A 14,948-nucleotide genomic window follows, 5' to 3' on the forward strand; every position below is an offset into this window, starting at 1 on the left:
CAATATCAATTGAAGCGAAGTCAAGCGTCACTTGCCCACCGCCGGCGGGGTATTTCTCCAACTGAAAAAATAATACCGTCCGGGGAGTTATAGCATTTTATGTATCAGTATGTAACCGCTGAAGGTAGTCCTCACAGGCGCATATCGTCACCTCCGGCTGTTTTCCCAATGCCAACTGCCCGAACCCCTGCGCCAGGCGCAGTACATCCTCTTGATCCAGCACGGTTATGAACGCGAAACTGTTGCTGCCGAGCTCATGGTGAACGCCATTTTCGTCTGTCACCGACGTGACAAAACCTTCGCGCGTCAATTGCCCGGTCAGCTTCGCCAGGTCGGTTAATCCCGCTTCCTGATAGCGAAAAGTCACCACAAAGCAGTTTGTTGCAGATTGACTCATAAATCACCTCTTGGTATATGGATAGGTTGAGATTAGCCCAAAAAATTACTGCAGGTGTCCTTACAAGTTGTATATGCTACGCAACTCATTGAAAGGAGTGAGGGATTCTGTGAAAACAAAAATAGGTTGCCTTACGGCAATTTTGCTTTTGTCGGGGTGCGCCAAAGACCCGCAAACGGCAAGCAATATTTCAGGCAGTGGCACAACGCGCGGCGGTTGGTTAAAACCCCCTCCGCAGGCACCGGTAAACCGCACAGGCACCCCGGTTGCTTATAACGATTACATTCGTCAGGCCGCCAGCAACTACGGCGTTGACGAAACGCTGATTAAAGCGATTATTCAGGTGGAGTCCGGGTTTAACCCGAACGTGGTCAGCACCTCGAACGCAGTGGGATTGATGCAGCTTAAGGCTTCTACCGCCGGCCGCGACGCCTATCGCATGAAAGGACGAAACGGGCAACCCAGCTCGCGTGAGCTGAAAGATCCGGCGGTCAATATTGATCTGGGAACGGCCTATATCAATATTCTTCAAAGCCAGCAGCTAGCCGGGATCAACAACCCTCAGACTCTGCGTTATGCCACCATCGTTTCGTACGTGAACGGGGCGGGTGCCATGTTACGCACCTTCTCCTCGGACAAGCGTGTGGCGGTGAATCGCATCAATCAGATGAGTCCGGACGAGTTTTATCAGCACATCCAGAAAAAGCACCCGGCACCGCAGGCGCCGCGCTATTTGTGGAAGGTGACCACCGCCTACCAGGCGATGTCGCAGTAACCCTCTCTTTTGTCGAATCGGCCGCTGAACGCGGCCGATTTTGTTTATGGCGCCGCTTAAGAGCACGACGCACCTCTCATTTTTCGTTATTTCCTCGCCGGTTATCAGAAAAACCGCACAAAAAGTTAAATTTACGTTAGCAGATAAATCTTTACGTTCATTCAATAAGTTACCGGTAACATTTTTGCATTTGCTCGCATTCTGACCTTCAATAAATAGACAAATAAGTAACAAATTATTTTAAAAACCCGTATCGATCGCAAGGTTGCGGTTAAATAGTTGTGACTATCTTTGGATGGAATGTGACATGTCGAATCATAAAACCAACAATTCGCGGCGCGATTTCTTGTTGAAATCGATGACCTTAATTCCTGCGGCGGTAATTGGTGGCAGTGGCGTTGGCGCGCTGACGGCACCGGCACCAGCGGTCGCGGCCCCGAACACTTCAACGCAGAACGATTACCAACCGACCTTTTTCACCCCGGAAGAGTGGGCCTTCATCAGGGCCGCCGTCGCGCGCCTGATCCCGGCCGACGAACGCGGCCCTGGCGCACTGGAAGCCGGCGTGCCGGAGTTTATCGATCGCCAGATGAATACCCCATACGCCACCGGCTCCATCTGGTACATGCAGGGGCCATTCAACCCCGATGTGCCGAAGGAGATGGGTTATCAGCTGCCGCTGGTGCCCAAGCAAATCTACAACCTCGGCATCAGTGACGCCGACGCCTACAGCAAGAAAACCGCCGGCAAGCCCTTCGCCGAACTGGATGGCGCACAGCAAGACGCCATGCTGCAAAAGTTCGAGTCCGGCGAGGCGGAGTTCCAGCAGCTGCCGTCGAAACTGTTCTTCTCCTATCTGTTGCAAAACACCCGCGAAGGTTTCTTCAGCGATCCTATCCATGGCGGCAACAAAGACATGGTGGGCTGGAAGCTGATTAATTTTCCGGGCGCGCGCGCCGATTTTATGGACTGGGTTGAGCGAGGGGAGCGTTATCCCTTCCCGCCCGTCTCGATTCGTGGGGAGAGGGGCTGATCATGGCAACGGTAATGAAAAAAGTAGATGCGGTGATCGTCGGTTTCGGCTGGGTGGGCGCGATCATGGCCAAAGAGCTGACCGAGGCCGGCCTCAACGTGGTGGCGTTGGAGCGTGGCCCGATGCGCGACACCTATCCGGACGGTTCTTATCCGCAGGTGATCGACGAGCTGACCTATAACATCCGCCGCAAACTGTTCCAGGATCTGTCGAAAAGCACCGTCACCATTCGCCACAACAGCAGCCAGACCGCGGTGCCTTACCGCCAGCTGGCGGCGTTCCTGCCGGGCACCGGCGTTGGCGGTGCCGGCCTGCACTGGTCGGGCGTGCATTTTCGCGTCGATCCGATCGAACTGCGCATGCGCAGCCACTATGAAGAGCGCTACGGCAAAAACTTCATTCCGAAGGACATGACCATCCAGGACTTCGGCGTGACCTACGACGAGCTGGAACCGTTCTTCGATAAAGCGGAGAAAGTGTTCGGCACCTCCGGCACCGCCTGGACCATCAAAGGGCAGAAAGTGGCGCAGAAGGGCGGCAACCGCTTTGCGGCGGATCGTTCCAGCGACTTCCCGCTGCCGGCGCAGAAAAATACCTACTCCGCCCAGCTGTTCGAGAAAGCGGCGCTGGAGGTGGGTTATCACCCTTACAACCTGCCGTCCGCCAACACCTCGGACTCTTACACCAACCCGTACGGCGCGCAGATGGGCCCGTGCAACTTCTGCGGTTTCTGCAGCGGCTACGCCTGCTACATGTATTCCAAGGCCTCGCCGAACGTCAACATCTTGCCGGCGCTGCGCATGGAGAAACGTTTCGAGCTGCGCACCAACGCCAACGTGCTGAAGGTCAACCTGACCGACGACAAATCCCGCGCCACCGGCGTGAACTACGTCGATGCGCAGGGCCGCGAGATTGAACAGCCGGCCGATCTGGTGATCCTGGGCGCGTTCCAGTTCCACAACGTGCACCTGATGCTGCTGTCCGGCATCGGCAAGCCTTACGATCCGGTGACCGGCGAAGGCGTGGTCGGGCGCAACTTCGCCTACCAGAACATGACCACCATCAAGGCGTTCTTCGATAAAGACGTGTTCACCAACCCGTTCATCGGCGCCGGCGGCAACGGCGTGGGCGTGGACGACTTCAACGCCGATAACTTCGACCATGCCAAAGAAGGCTTCGTCGGCGGTTCGCCGTTCTGGGTCAACCAGGCTGGCACCAAGCCGATCTCCGGCCTGCCGACGCCTCCGGGCACCCCGGCCTGGGGCAGCAAATGGAAAGCGGCGGTGGCGGATGCCTACACCCACCACGTTTCGATGGACGCCCACGGCGCGCACCAGTCGTACCGCAACAACTATCTGGATCTCGATCCCAACTACAAGAACGTCTTTGGCCAGCCGCTGCTGCGCATGACGTTCGACTGGCAGGAAAACGACATCAAGATGGCGCAGTTCATGTACGACAAGATGGCGCCGATCGCCAAGGCGATGAACCCGAAACTGATCGCCGGCAGCCCGAAAAACGCCAACAGCCACTTCGACACCACCAGCTACCAGACCACCCATATGAACGGCGGCGCGGTAATGGGGGAAGATCCGAAGACCAGCGCGGTCAACCGCTATCTGCAGAGCTGGGACGTGCACAACGTGTTCTCGATCGGCGCATCGGCCTTCCCGCAAGGGCTGGGCTACAACCCGACCGGCACCGTGGCGGCGCTGGCTTACTGGTCTGCCCGCGCCATTCGCGAGCAGTATCTGAAAAACCCAGGCCCATTGGTGCAGGCATAAGGACGGCGAACGATGAAAGCATTTGTACCGGCACTGGTTCTCAGTGCAGTGAGTTTTTCCGTTTGGGCGCAGGACGCCACCGCCAGCAGCGAGCTGATCAAGCGCGGTGAATACCTGGCGCGCGCCGGCGACTGCGTGGCTTGCCACACCGACGGCAAGAGCGGCAAAACCTTCGCCGGCGGTCTGGCGATGGAGACGCCGATCGGCACCATTTACTCCACCAACATCACGCCGGACAAGAAAACCGGCATCGGCGATTACAGCTTCGAGGATTTCGACAACGCGGTGCGTAAGGGCGTAGCCAAAAACGGCAGCACCCTGTACCCGGCGATGCCGTACCCGTCGTTCGCGCTGGTGAAAGAGGACGACATGCGCGCCATGTATGCCTATTTCATGCACGGCGTGCAGCCGGTGGAGCAGGCCAACAAGGACTCCGACATCCCGTGGCCGCTGTCGATGCGCTGGCCGCTGAGCATCTGGCGCGGCATGTTCGCGCCGTCGCCGGCGGATTTCGTCGCTGACGCCAAGGCCGATCCGGTGATTGAGCGCGGCCGCTACCTGGTGGAAGGCCTGGGCCACTGCGGTGCCTGCCATACCCCGCGCAGCATCACCATGCAGGAAAAAGCGCTGAGCAACAGCGAAAGCGACGACTACCTGTCCGGCAGCAACGCGCCGATCGACGGCTGGGTGGCTTCCAGCTTGCGCAGCGACCGTAAGGATGGCCTGGGCAGCTGGAGCGAAGCCGAGCTGACCGAGTTCCTGAAAACCGGCCGTAACGACAAGGCGATCGTGTTTGGCGGCATGAGCGACGTGGTGGAGCACAGCCTGCAATACCTGAGCGACGACGATCTGACCGCCATCGCACGCTACCTGAAATCGCTGCCGCCGAAAGACGGCAAGCAGCAGGCGGCACCGGTCGAAGACAGCGTGGCCAAGGATCTGTGGCGCGGTGACGACAGCAAGCCCGGCGCGGCGCTGTATGTCGATAACTGCGCGGCCTGCCACCGCACCGACGGCGTGGGCTATAAGCGCGCCTTCCCGTCGCTGAAGGGCAACCCGGTGGTGCAGACCGAGGACGCGACCTCGCTGATCCACATCGTGCTGACCGGTAACACCACGCCGGCGGTGCAGGGCGCGGTGTCCAACATCACCATGCCGCCGTTTGGCTGGCGTCTGAACGATCAGCAGGTGGCGGACGTGGTGAACTTCATCCGTACCAGCTGGGGCAACAGCGCCAAACCGGTGAGCGCCTCCGACGTGGCCGACGTGCGTAAAGACCGCTCGATGATCCGCGACGAGAAGGAGATGGGCAGCGCCGAGGTGCCGGACCATCCGGACGCGAAGAAGTAAACCGCTTAAGGGCTCCGCAAGGAGCCCTTAGTTTTTCCTGCCCGTGCCGGTTTTTTCAGCATTTTCTGTTCGCAAATCATCCGTTCAGCCGATAAAACATAGACCCGCAGCGGATTTTTCATTATCCTTTGCCGTCCTTTCATCAGGCGTAAGTATGAAATATCGCTTTAATTCACTGATTACTATTAAAAAATTCGCGGAGAAGGATATCCCGTTAGGCGCAATCGTTGGCGCTGCAGATTAAGGTAGACTGTCTCATGAGTACGATTTCTCCCGATTCAGGCACGCTGACGGCCGCTCAGCCTGCCAAATGGAACAAAACCGACACCGTCTGGATGTTCGGTCTCTATGCCACCGCGGTGGGCGCCGGCACATTGTTCTTGCCGATCAACGCCGGTTTGAACGGCCCGCTGGTGCTGCTGTTGATGGCGCTGTTCGCTTTCCCGTTGACCTATTTGCCGCACCGCGCGCTCAGCCGCTTCGTGCTTTCTGGCTCCAGCCGCGACGGCAATATTCACGATGTGGTGGTGGAACACTTCGGCGTGCTGGCCGGAAAAATCATCATGATGCTGTATCTGATGGCGTTCTTCCCGATCGTGCTGGTGTACAGCATTTCGATCACCAACGCGCTGGACAGCTTCCTGATCCACCAGTTCCACGTGGCGCCGCTGCCGCGTATCTGGCTGAGTCTGGCGGTGGTCGTAGTGCTCAATCTGGTGCTGCTGCGTGGCAAAGACAGCATCGTGGCGGCGATGGGCATGCTGGTGTTCCCGCTGCTGGTGTTCCTGATGGGTATTTCGCTGTACCTGATGCCGAGCTGGAATACCGCCAACTTCGTGCACGGCCTGGCCACCACCCGCTTCGACACGCCGGGGCTGTGGCATTCACTGTGGCTGGCGGTGCCGGTGATGGTGTTTTCCTTCAGCCATGCGCCGATCATCTCCTCCTTCGCCTCGACCCAGAAGAGCCTGTATGGCGACAAGGCGGAGCGCCGCTGCGCGCGCATCATGCGCTACAGCTATGTGCTGATCTGCGTTACCGTGCTGTTTTTCGTGTTCAGCTGCGTGCTGAGCCTGTCCCATGAAGACATGCAGCAGGCGAAAGATCAGAACATCACGGTGCTGACCACGCTGGCCAACAAGTTTTCCAACCCGCTGATCGCCTATCTCGGCCCGGTGATGGCAATGCTGGCAATGGCTAAATCCTATCTCGGCACCTCGCTGGGGGTGACGGAAGGGGCGACCAGCCTGATCGATGGCGTCACGCGCGCGGTCGGCAAGCCGCTCAGCTCGCGCATGACGCACCACATCTCGGCGGTGGCACTGTTCCTGCTCACCTGGGCGGCGACGGTGTGGAACCCCAGCGCGCTGCACATCATCGAAACCATCAGCGGCCCGCTGATTGCGGCGATCCTGTTCATCCTGCCGATGTACGCGGTGCGTGCGGTGCCGGCCATGCGCCAATATCGCGCGGCGAGCAACGTCTTCGTGCTGGTGATGGGCTTGATTGCGCTGTCGGCGCTGATCTACGGCCTGATGTGATCCCCTGGGCGCGCCGGCTCCGGTGCGCCTCTTATCCTTCCTTTACACATCCCTTTGCAATTAATCGCCGGCATGCTGGGCGTTATCTTTGATAATGCAAGCCATTCTCATTAGTATTTCCTGAATATATTCATGACTAAGGAGTCTTTCGTGCACCGTCGAATCACTTTGCCGGCGCTGGTCTGCGCCGCCTTACTCGCCTCTCCGGCGATGGCCACTACCTATCCGTTGACCCTGACCGACACCTCCGGCCAGACGGTCACCCTCCCGCAGGAGCCGAAACGCATCGTGGTGCAGGACGGGCGCGACATTCTCACGCTGGCGCTGCTCGATCGCGCCAACCCGTTCGGCCGGCTGGTGGCCTGGAATAACTTATTGAAGAAAAGCGACGCGGCGACCTGGGATATTTTGCAGAGCAAATGGCCGGCGGCGAAAAACATCATCGATATGGGGTTCAGCGACAAAGGTGAAGTGAATCTGGAGAGCGTGATCGCCAAACGCCCCGACCTGATGATCGCCCAGCTGCGCTCCAAACCGTCGCTGAGCCAAACTGGCGTGCTGGATAAGCTGAAGGCGCTGAACGTACCGGTGCTGTTTATCGACACCATGCTCAAGCCGGTGGAAAACACGCCCAAAAGCGTGACGCTGCTGGGGGAAACCCTCAACCGCGAAAGTGAGGCCAAGCAATATACCGATTATTATCAGCAGCACTATCAGGCCATTCTGGCCAAGACGCAGGCGGTGGAACCCAAGCCGCTGGTGTTCTTTGAAGCCAAGGCCGGCCTGAACGGGCTGGAATCCTGCTGCTTTACCCATGCCCATGTCGGTTGGGGGGCGCTGGTCGAGGCGGTCGGCGCGCGCAACATCGGATCTGCGCTGCTGCCGGGGGCGACCGGCGATGTGGCGCTGGAGAAAGTGATCAGCATGAAGCCGGATGCCTACATCGTTTCCGGCTCACAGTGGGCCAGCAAGACCAACGCCGCAGTGCCGTTCGGCTATGGCGTGACGCAGCAGCAGGTGGATGAGGCTTTCAACCGCATGAAACAGCGCCCGGGGTTCGCGCAGCTGTCGGCGGTGAAGGAAGGGCGGTTCTACGGCATCTACCATAACTTCTACAACCACCCGTACAACATCGTCGGGCTGGAGTATCTGGCGAAGTTTATCTATCCGGCGCAGTTCCCGGATCTGGATCCGGCCAAGACCTACAGCGAGATCCTCAGCCGCTTTACCGAAGTGCCGGAAGGCAAGGGCATTTTGGGCGCGCAGGCGCCGGCGGGGAAATAACGGCAACGGGCGCGATGTCGCGCCCGTTTTGTATGATCAGGCGGTCGGTGTATAGGTGGAGATGATCTCCAGCACGCCGTTGATGATGAACTGTACCCCCATACACACCAGCAGGAACCCCATCAGGCGCGAGATCGCCTCGATGCCGCTTTTCCCCACCAACCGCATGATGGCGCCGGAACTGAGCAGGCAGGCCCACAGGATCACCGCGACCGTCAGGAAGATGGCGACCGGCGCCACGGCCAACACCCAGGGTTCAAAGCCCAGCGAGTTCGCTTTGACGCTCGATGCCGAGCTGATGATCATCGCGATGGTGCCCGGCCCGGCGGTGCTCGGCATGGCCAGCGGCACGAAGGCGATGTTGGCCGACGTCTTGTGGCGCAGCTCGTGCGACTTGCTCTCCACCTCCGGCGCGTCTTCGGGGCTCTGCTGCGGGAACAGCATGCGAAAACCGATGAAGGCGACGATCAGGCCGCCGGCGATGCGCAGGCCGGGGATCGAAATGCCGAAGGTGTTCATCACCACCTGCCCGGCGTAAAACGCCACCGTCATGATGCAGAACACATAAACCGAGGCCATCAGCGACTGCTGATTACGCTCTTCGCGCGTCATATTGCCGGACAACCCGAGCAGCAACGCCACCGTGGTCAGCGGGTTGGCCAGCGGCAACAGCAGCACCAAACCCAGTCCGATGGCCTGGAATAACTGCAAAATACCCGTCATAAAATAGACTCCCTGTGCAACGTTCAAGCCGCCAAACGGCGGCCCATGAGCTGAACAGCCTAGCCTGCCGTACGCCTGGCGGCAATGGGGATAGCTCGTAACGTTAATTAACCGTCGGCCCGGGCGTTCAGCGTCGCCGGCCGGCGAAATTCGTCGGCGGGAGCCTCATCGTCATCGCCGCACTCGCCGGCGAGCTCAGGTTCATCCTCACACCCCAACGGCGCCTCGTTGACCGCAATCGCGCGCGGCACCGAACGTGCGCCAAAATGCACCAGCCCATATAACGTCGCCAATGCCGCGCACGCCACGATGAGGGCTGCGAGTAACCGGTTCATGTTTTGCGCTAAGACCCTGTTCACTGGTGGATAGCGTAAGAATAGTGATGCTAAGACGGTCTGTCAGCGTATCGCCGCTGAGAGTAGACGCACTCTTGATGTTATTATCATTAATTATTTTTAACTGTTTTCACCCTTTAACCGCCTGATTGATGAAGAGAGTCTATAATGGTAAGGCTTTCTGGCATTTCTTTATAACCGAAAACTTAAAAGGAGTTTTACTATGGAAGTGGCAAAAGAATGGGTAGCGGCGAAAAAAATCTCCTGGGGCAGCGTCATCGGCGGCGTGATCACCGTATTGGCTGTTTCACTGCTGCTGTCGACGTTAGGCACCAGTCTTGGATTCTCCATCGTGGATCCGACATCAGACGATCCGATAAACGGCGCCGGTACCACCGTAGTGATTTGGTCCGCTGTTTCAATCATTATTAGTTTGGCCGCCGGCGCTTTTATTGCTGGGCGTTTGGCTGCTAATGACGGACTTATTCATGGCTTCCTGGTCTGGGCTACGTCACTGATTGTGGCGGCGGTACTGGGTGGGATGCTGGTCGGGTCTGCAGTGAAGGCGACCGGCAATGCGCTGGGCGCTATCGCTTCGACCTCCGGCAGCTTGCTCTCCGGCGCCGGTTCAGCGATTGGCAAAGGGGCATCCGGATTGGCGGACGCCGGCGGTAAAGTGTTTGACAAGTTGGGCATTGACACAACCTTGGAACCTGAACAGCTGCAAGACGATGTGGTTACGGCGCTTAAAAAAAGCGGTATCCCATCATTGCAGCCTGAATTCATGCAACAGCAGTTGAATGCGGCCAAAACTGATTTGGCGGACGCAGTAAAAGCCCTGGCACTTCAGCCTGACAATAGCGACGCCATTATTAATCAACTGGTCGCCAAGCTTAAAAAACAGGGTGAGGCCATCTCGCAAGATGTGGATCAAGACGCCCTGAAAAAGGCCTTGGCAGAAAATACCGATATGACGCCGCAGGAAGTGGACCAGACGGTGAAGAATTTGGTCGAAGCCAAAAATAAAACTGCACAGCTGGTTAATCAGCGTTTGGATGACGCCGAAGCAAAAATCAATCAGGCAAAACAGGAGTATGTGGAGCTGAAACAGAAGGCGCGCGAACAGGCTGCCGCTGCTGCAGACGAATTGTCGCGGGCTGCATTATGGTCATTCTTTGCGCTGTTGATTGGCGCAGTGGTCAGTGCGTTGGCCGGCTTGTGGGGCGTTAACACCAATGCCCGCCGTATCGCGGTATCACCTGCGCAGGCGTAATCTTCGGGCTCCTTTGCGCGTCTCGATGATAGAGGGATGAGAGCCTGGAATATTAACGACGATGAAGTGACAGCCAGGAAAGACTGGCCCCACCCCGGCCCAGGTGTCGGGGTTTTTTTATTGTTTCGGCGTAATTAACGACCACCTTTCGCGTGGCTCAGGGCATTAGGCACCAATTGCCACGATCCCTGAGAACAGGTGGATACCATAGATGCGCTGTAAATAATAATGAGTGTGATTATGAAACAAGAACTGCATCTTTTACTGGGGAAAATCGGCGCATTCGCGCTTTCCGCCGCCTTCATGGCGGCATTGGTCGGCCTGGTGTTTATCGACGTGCACTGGCTGCATAACTTCGTTCATGAAACCTCGCTGACCGAAGCGGCACAGGAACTGTTGCTGCTCGCCATCTCCGGCGGTTTTTTCGCCGCTGCCCGGCGACAGGCTGAACGGCGTTCCGCCTGGCTGCTGGTTGGCGGCTTCTTTCTCTGCATGCTGATCCGCGAGATGGACTTCGCGTTCGATGCGTTGTGGCATGGCGCCTGGGTGTGGTTCGCACTGGCGGTCGCCCTGGCCTGCCTGTGGCATGCGGCACGGCATATTGCGGCCACGGTGCGCGGTCTGGTCTATTTCGTGACGCATCCCGGCTACGGCATGATGTGCGCCGGCCTGCTGTGCATTCTGGTGTTTTCACGCCTGTTCGGCATGAGCGCGCTGTGGCAAACGCTGATGCTGGACGGCTACAACCGAGTGGTGAAAAACATGGTGGAAGAGGGGTGCGAACTGTTGGGCTACGGCCTGTGTCTGTTGGCTACCCTCAGCTATCTGAAAGGCGTTTTGGCATCGAATGAGGCGAAAGTGTGAGGGCGGTGGCACTTTATTTATCCGGAACAATTTTAGTGATACTATTCGCTTAGCCGAATGCGGCTGAGAAGGTATGCGTTCCATTCTGTATACCCAGTGAGGTTTCAATCTGGCAATTGTGGGCGAGATCTGAAACCTGGCTGACCAAACCCAAAATCCAATTTTCGTACTGCATGTGATCTGTCGTGTGGGTCACCACTGTAGATAAGGAATTATTAATGCCTGTTATTACCCTTCCTGACGGAAGTCAGCGTCATTTCGACCACCCCGTTTCCCCGATGGATGTCGCGCGCGATATCGGCCCTGGCCTGGCGAAAGCCTGTATCGCCGGCCGCGTCAACGGCGAGCTGGTTGACGCCGGCGATCTGATCGAATCGGATGCGCAGTTGGCCATCATCACCATCAAAGATGAAGACGGTCTGGAAATCATGCGCCACTCCTGCGCGCACCTGCTGGGTCATGCGATCAAGCAGCTGTGGCCGGATACCAAAATGGCGATCGGTCCGGTGATCGACAACGGTTTTTATTATGACGTGGACATCGACCGGACCCTGACGCAGGAAGACCTGGATCTGCTGGAAAAGCGGATGCACGAGTTGGCCGATAAGGATTACGACGTCATCAAGAAGAAGGTCAGCTGGCAAGAAGCCCGTGACACCTTCGCTGAGCGCGGCGAAATCTATAAAGTGGCGATCCTGGATGAGAACATCAGCCATGACGATCGTCCGGGTCTGTATCACCACGAAGAATACGTCGACATGTGCCGCGGCCCGCACGTGCCGAACATGCGTTTCTGCCACCATTTCAAACTGCAGAAAACCTCCGGCGCTTACTGGCGCGGCGACAGCAAAAACAAAATGCTGCAGCGTATCTACGGTACCGCCTGGGCAGACAAGAAGCAGCTGAACGCCTACCTGCAACGCCTGGAAGAAGCGGCCAAGCGCGATCACCGCAAGATCGGCAAACAGCTCGACCTGTATCACATGCAGGAAGAAGCGCCGGGTATGGTGTTCTGGCACAACGACGGTTGGACTATCTTCCGCGAGCTGGAAGCCTTCGTGCGCATGAAGCTCAAAGAGTATCAGTACCAGGAAGTGAAAGGTCCGTTCATGATGGACCGCGTGCTGTGGGAAAAAACCGGCCACTGGGAAAACTACAAAGACGCCATGTTCACCACCGCGTCGGAAAACCGCGAATACTGCATCAAGCCGATGAACTGCCCGGGTCACGTGCAGATCTTCAACCAGGGCCTGAAGTCGTACCGTGATTTGCCGCTGCGCATGGGTGAATTCGGCAGTTGCCACCGCAACGAGCCTTCGGGTTCCCTGCACGGCCTGATGCGCGTGCGCGGCTTCACGCAGGATGACGCCCACATCTTCTGTACCGAAGAGCAGGTGCGCGCCGAAGTGAACGAATGTATCCGCATGGTGTATGACGTGTACGGCACTTTCGGCTTCGACAAGATCGCCGTCAAGCTGTCCACGCGTCCGGAAAAACGCATCGGCACCGACGACATGTGGACCCGTGCGGAAGAAGACCTGGCCGCCGCGCTGACCGAGAACGGCATTCCGTTTGAATATCAGCCGGGTGAGGGCGCCTTCTACGGACCGAAAATTGAATTTACCCTGCATGATTGTTTGGATCGCGCATGGCAATGTGGTACCGTGCAGCTCGATTTCTTCTTGCCGGGCCGTTTGGGCGCATCGTACGTTGGCGAAAACAACGATCGCGTCGTGCCGGTAATGATTCACCGCGCCATTTTGGGCTCCATGGAACGCTTCATCGGTATCCTTACCGAAGAATATGCCGGGTTTTACCCGACCTGGATCGCTCCGGTGCAGGTGGTGGTGATGAATATCACCGATAGCCAGTCTGATTACGTCCAGCAATTGACCAAAAAACTGCAGGATGCAGGTATTCGCGTGAAAGCGGACTTGAGAAATGAGAAGATTGGCTTTAAAATTCGCGAACATACTTTACGTCGAGTCCCTTACATGTTGGTGTGCGGTGACAAAGAGGTCGAAGCAGGCAAAGTTGCCGTTCGTACCCGCCGTGGCAAAGACTTGGGAAGCCTGGACGTAAACGAAGTCGTAGACAAGCTGCTGAAAGAGATTCGCAGCCGTAGTCTTCATCAACTGGAGGAATAAAGTATTAAAGGCGGAAAACGAGTTCAACCGGCGCGTCCTAATCGCATTAACAGAGAAATTCGCGCGCAAGAAGTTCGCCTAACCGGCGTCGATGGCGAGCAGATTGGTATTGTCAGTCTGAATGAAGCTCTTGAAAAAGCTGAGGAAGCGGGCGTTGATTTAGTAGAAATCAGCCCAAATGCCGAACCGCCAGTTTGCCGAATCATGGATTACGGCAAATTCCTCTACGAGAAGAGCAAGTCGACGAAAGAACAGAAGAAGAAGCAAAAAGTTATCCAGGTTAAGGAAATCAAATTCCGTCCTGGCACCGATGATGGCGACTATCAGGTCAAACTACGCAACCTGATTCGCTTTCTGGAAGATGGCGATAAAGCCAAAATCACCCTGCGTTTCCGTGGGCGTGAGATGGCGCACCAGCAGATCGGTATGGAAGTGCTTAACCGCGTCCGTAAAGACCTGTGTGAAGATATGGATCTGGCAGTGGTCGAATCCTTCCCTACGAAGATCGAAGGCCGCCAGATGATTATGGTGCTCGCTCCTAAGAAGAAACAGTAAGGCTTACAAGTAATGGAACCCGCGCGGCGCTTGCGCTGTGTGGGTTTTATTCGCCCAACTGATTCGTTGTTTAACAATGCGAAGTGGATTTAATTAAAATGCCAAAGATTAAAACTGTACGTGGTGCAGCCAAGCGCTTCAAAAAAACCGGCAGCGGTGGTTTTAAGCGTAAACATGCCAACCTGCGTCATATTCTGACCAAAAAAGCAACCAAGCGTAAACGTCACCTGCGTCCGAAAGGCATGGTGTCTAAAAACGATCTGGTCCTGGTTACCGCGTGCCTGCCGTACGCATAAGCCATTTTTTTTGAATTTAGAATAAGACTTTAGGAGAGAGCATATGGCTCGCGTAAAACGTGGTGTAATTGCACGCGCACGTCACAAGAAAATTATGAAGCAGGCGAAAGGTTACTACGGTGCCCGTTCGCGCGTATATCGTGTTGCCTTCCAGGCAGTAATCAAAGCAGGCCAGTATGCTTACCGTGACCGTCGTCAACGTAAGCGTCAGTTCCGTCAGCTGTGGATTGCACGTATCAACGCAGCTGCTCGTCAGAACGGTCTGTCTTACAGCAAGTTCATCAACGGCTTGAAAAAAGCGTCGATCGAAATTGACCGTAAGATCCTGGCTGACATCGCAGTCTTCGACAAAGTGGCCTTCGGCGCACTGGTTGAGAAAGCGAAAGCAGCTCTGGCGTAAGTCAGTAGAAGAGGGAGCTTGCTCCCTCTTTTAATCTTTGTTTTCAGCGACAAATATTGACTTTCATTGCCCGCCGCTATATCACTGGTGGTCAATCATCGACAAGGTACCGCAATCATGCACGCAGCTATTTTTCGTTTCTTTTTTTACTTTAGCGCCTGATTTCAGGAGGCTTTGCGCGTAAGAAAAGA

Annotated in this window: 16 protein-coding genes and 1 other annotated feature (1 of these 17 running past the window's edge); of the genes, 13 read left to right on the forward strand and 3 right to left on the reverse strand. The window is 56.6% G+C overall.

What is annotated here, in order from left to right:
* Nucleotides 1–97 precede the first annotated feature (97 nt).
* Nucleotides 98–397 carry a type V toxin-antitoxin system endoribonuclease antitoxin GhoS gene (ghoS, locus tag QMZ29_RS05425; RefSeq protein ID WP_025302606.1) on the reverse strand — a complete coding sequence of 100 codons (300 nt, stop codon included), beginning with the start codon at nucleotides 395–397 and terminating at the stop codon, nucleotides 98–100.
* A gap of 109 nt (nucleotides 398–506) precedes the next feature.
* Between ghoS and QMZ29_RS05430 the strand changes: the two genes are divergently transcribed.
* From QMZ29_RS05430 to QMZ29_RS05455, 6 genes are all read left to right on the forward strand, one after another.
* The gene (locus QMZ29_RS05430) at nucleotides 507–1,172 is read left to right on the forward strand and encodes a transglycosylase SLT domain-containing protein (protein WP_025302607.1); all 666 of its coding nucleotides are present in this window, start codon (nucleotides 507–509) and stop codon (nucleotides 1,170–1,172) included.
* 307 nt (nucleotides 1,173–1,479) lie between these two features.
* Complete coding sequence (locus QMZ29_RS05435) at nucleotides 1,480–2,205, forward strand: gluconate 2-dehydrogenase subunit 3 family protein (protein ID WP_025302608.1); 726 nt, start codon at nucleotides 1,480–1,482, stop codon at nucleotides 2,203–2,205.
* A gap of 2 nt (nucleotides 2,206–2,207) precedes the next feature.
* A complete protein-coding gene (locus QMZ29_RS05440) occupies nucleotides 2,208–3,989 on the forward strand; it encodes a GMC family oxidoreductase (protein ID WP_025302609.1) in 1,782 nt (593 codons plus the stop codon).
* A 12-nt stretch (nucleotides 3,990–4,001) separates the two neighbouring features.
* Nucleotides 4,002–5,339, forward strand: a complete 1,338-nt coding sequence (locus tag QMZ29_RS05445) for a c-type cytochrome (protein WP_197769385.1) — start codon at nucleotides 4,002–4,004, stop codon at nucleotides 5,337–5,339.
* Nucleotides 5,340–5,596: 257 nt separating this feature from the next.
* Nucleotides 5,597–6,880, forward strand: a complete 1,284-nt coding sequence (locus tag QMZ29_RS05450) for an SLC5/6 family protein (protein ID WP_060433875.1) — start codon at nucleotides 5,597–5,599, stop codon at nucleotides 6,878–6,880.
* Nucleotides 6,881–7,030: 150 nt separating this feature from the next.
* Nucleotides 7,031–8,164, forward strand: a complete 1,134-nt coding sequence (locus QMZ29_RS05455) for an ABC transporter substrate-binding protein (RefSeq protein ID WP_261425726.1) — start codon at nucleotides 7,031–7,033, stop codon at nucleotides 8,162–8,164.
* Nucleotides 8,165–8,200: 36 nt separating this feature from the next.
* Here QMZ29_RS05455 and QMZ29_RS05460 read toward each other — a convergent pair whose 3' ends face one another.
* Both QMZ29_RS05460 and QMZ29_RS05465 read right to left on the reverse strand, forming a co-directional pair.
* Complete coding sequence (locus QMZ29_RS05460; RefSeq protein ID WP_025302613.1) at nucleotides 8,201–8,887, reverse strand: MarC family NAAT transporter; 687 nt, start codon at nucleotides 8,885–8,887, stop codon at nucleotides 8,201–8,203.
* Between the two features lie 107 nt (nucleotides 8,888–8,994).
* Complete coding sequence (locus QMZ29_RS05465; RefSeq protein WP_025302614.1) at nucleotides 8,995–9,222, reverse strand: hypothetical protein; 228 nt, start codon at nucleotides 9,220–9,222, stop codon at nucleotides 8,995–8,997.
* Nucleotides 9,223–9,445: 223 nt separating this feature from the next.
* Between QMZ29_RS05465 and QMZ29_RS05470 the strand changes: the two genes are divergently transcribed.
* The 7 genes from QMZ29_RS05470 to pheM all read left to right on the forward strand — a co-directional run bounded on the left by QMZ29_RS05470 (nucleotide 9,446) and on the right by pheM (nucleotide 14,919).
* Complete coding sequence (locus tag QMZ29_RS05470; protein ID WP_164062554.1) at nucleotides 9,446–10,495, forward strand: AAA family ATPase; 1,050 nt, start codon at nucleotides 9,446–9,448, stop codon at nucleotides 10,493–10,495.
* A 240-nt stretch (nucleotides 10,496–10,735) separates the two neighbouring features.
* Nucleotides 10,736–11,359 (forward strand): hypothetical protein, encoded by a 624-nt coding sequence (locus QMZ29_RS05475; RefSeq protein ID WP_261425730.1) that lies wholly within the window; start codon nucleotides 10,736–10,738, stop codon nucleotides 11,357–11,359.
* 218 nt (nucleotides 11,360–11,577) lie between these two features.
* Nucleotides 11,578–13,506, forward strand: a complete 1,929-nt coding sequence (gene thrS, locus QMZ29_RS05480; RefSeq protein WP_025159696.1) for a threonine--tRNA ligase — start codon at nucleotides 11,578–11,580, stop codon at nucleotides 13,504–13,506.
* A 3-nt stretch (nucleotides 13,507–13,509) separates the two neighbouring features.
* A complete protein-coding gene (infC, locus tag QMZ29_RS05485) occupies nucleotides 13,510–14,061 on the forward strand; it encodes a translation initiation factor IF-3 (protein WP_048233542.1) in 552 nt (183 codons plus the stop codon).
* 98 nt (nucleotides 14,062–14,159) lie between these two features.
* Entirely contained in the window at nucleotides 14,160–14,357 is a 198-nt protein-coding gene (gene rpmI / locus QMZ29_RS05490) for a 50S ribosomal protein L35 (RefSeq protein WP_004931418.1), read from the forward strand.
* A 43-nt stretch (nucleotides 14,358–14,400) separates the two neighbouring features.
* Entirely contained in the window at nucleotides 14,401–14,757 is a 357-nt protein-coding gene (gene rplT, locus QMZ29_RS05495) for a 50S ribosomal protein L20 (protein ID WP_004931417.1), read from the forward strand.
* A gap of 113 nt (nucleotides 14,758–14,870) precedes the next feature.
* Nucleotides 14,871–14,948: a sequence feature (Phe leader region), on the forward strand (it continues 45 nt past the right edge of the window).
* Nucleotides 14,875–14,919, forward strand: a complete 45-nt coding sequence (pheM, locus tag QMZ29_RS05500; RefSeq protein WP_121626058.1) for a pheST operon leader peptide PheM — start codon at nucleotides 14,875–14,877, stop codon at nucleotides 14,917–14,919. It overlaps the preceding feature by 45 nt.

It is taken from the genome of Serratia sp. PF-27, from assembly GCF_030053255.1.
GTDB lineage: Bacteria > Pseudomonadota > Gammaproteobacteria > Enterobacterales > Enterobacteriaceae > Serratia > Serratia bockelmannii.

Bases quoted from the DNA above. Each gene is read 5' to 3' on its own strand.
- QMZ29_RS05445 (WP_197769385.1), top strand. From the start codon at position 4,002: ATGAAAGCATTTGTACCGGCACTGGTTCTCAGTGCAGTGAGTTTTTCC.
- ghoS (WP_025302606.1), bottom strand. From the start codon at position 397: ATGAGTCAATCTGCAACAAACTGCTTTGTGGTGACTTTTCGCTATCAG.
- QMZ29_RS05460 (WP_025302613.1), bottom strand. From the start codon at position 8,887: ATGACGGGTATTTTGCAGTTATTCCAGGCCATCGGACTGGGTTTGGTG.
- QMZ29_RS05465 (WP_025302614.1), bottom strand. From the start codon at position 9,222: ATGAACCGGTTACTCGCAGCCCTCATCGTGGCGTGCGCGGCATTGGCG.
- rplT (WP_004931417.1), top strand. From the start codon at position 14,401: ATGGCTCGCGTAAAACGTGGTGTAATTGCACGCGCACGTCACAAGAAA.
- QMZ29_RS05435 (WP_025302608.1), top strand. From the start codon at position 1,480: ATGTCGAATCATAAAACCAACAATTCGCGGCGCGATTTCTTGTTGAAA.
- QMZ29_RS05470 (WP_164062554.1), top strand. From the start codon at position 9,446: ATGGAAGTGGCAAAAGAATGGGTAGCGGCGAAAAAAATCTCCTGGGGC.
- QMZ29_RS05475 (WP_261425730.1), top strand. From the start codon at position 10,736: ATGAAACAAGAACTGCATCTTTTACTGGGGAAAATCGGCGCATTCGCG.
- QMZ29_RS05450 (WP_060433875.1), top strand. From the start codon at position 5,597: ATGAGTACGATTTCTCCCGATTCAGGCACGCTGACGGCCGCTCAGCCT.
- rpmI (WP_004931418.1), top strand. From the start codon at position 14,160: ATGCCAAAGATTAAAACTGTACGTGGTGCAGCCAAGCGCTTCAAAAAA.
- QMZ29_RS05440 (WP_025302609.1), top strand. From the start codon at position 2,208: ATGGCAACGGTAATGAAAAAAGTAGATGCGGTGATCGTCGGTTTCGGC.
- thrS (WP_025159696.1), top strand. From the start codon at position 11,578: ATGCCTGTTATTACCCTTCCTGACGGAAGTCAGCGTCATTTCGACCAC.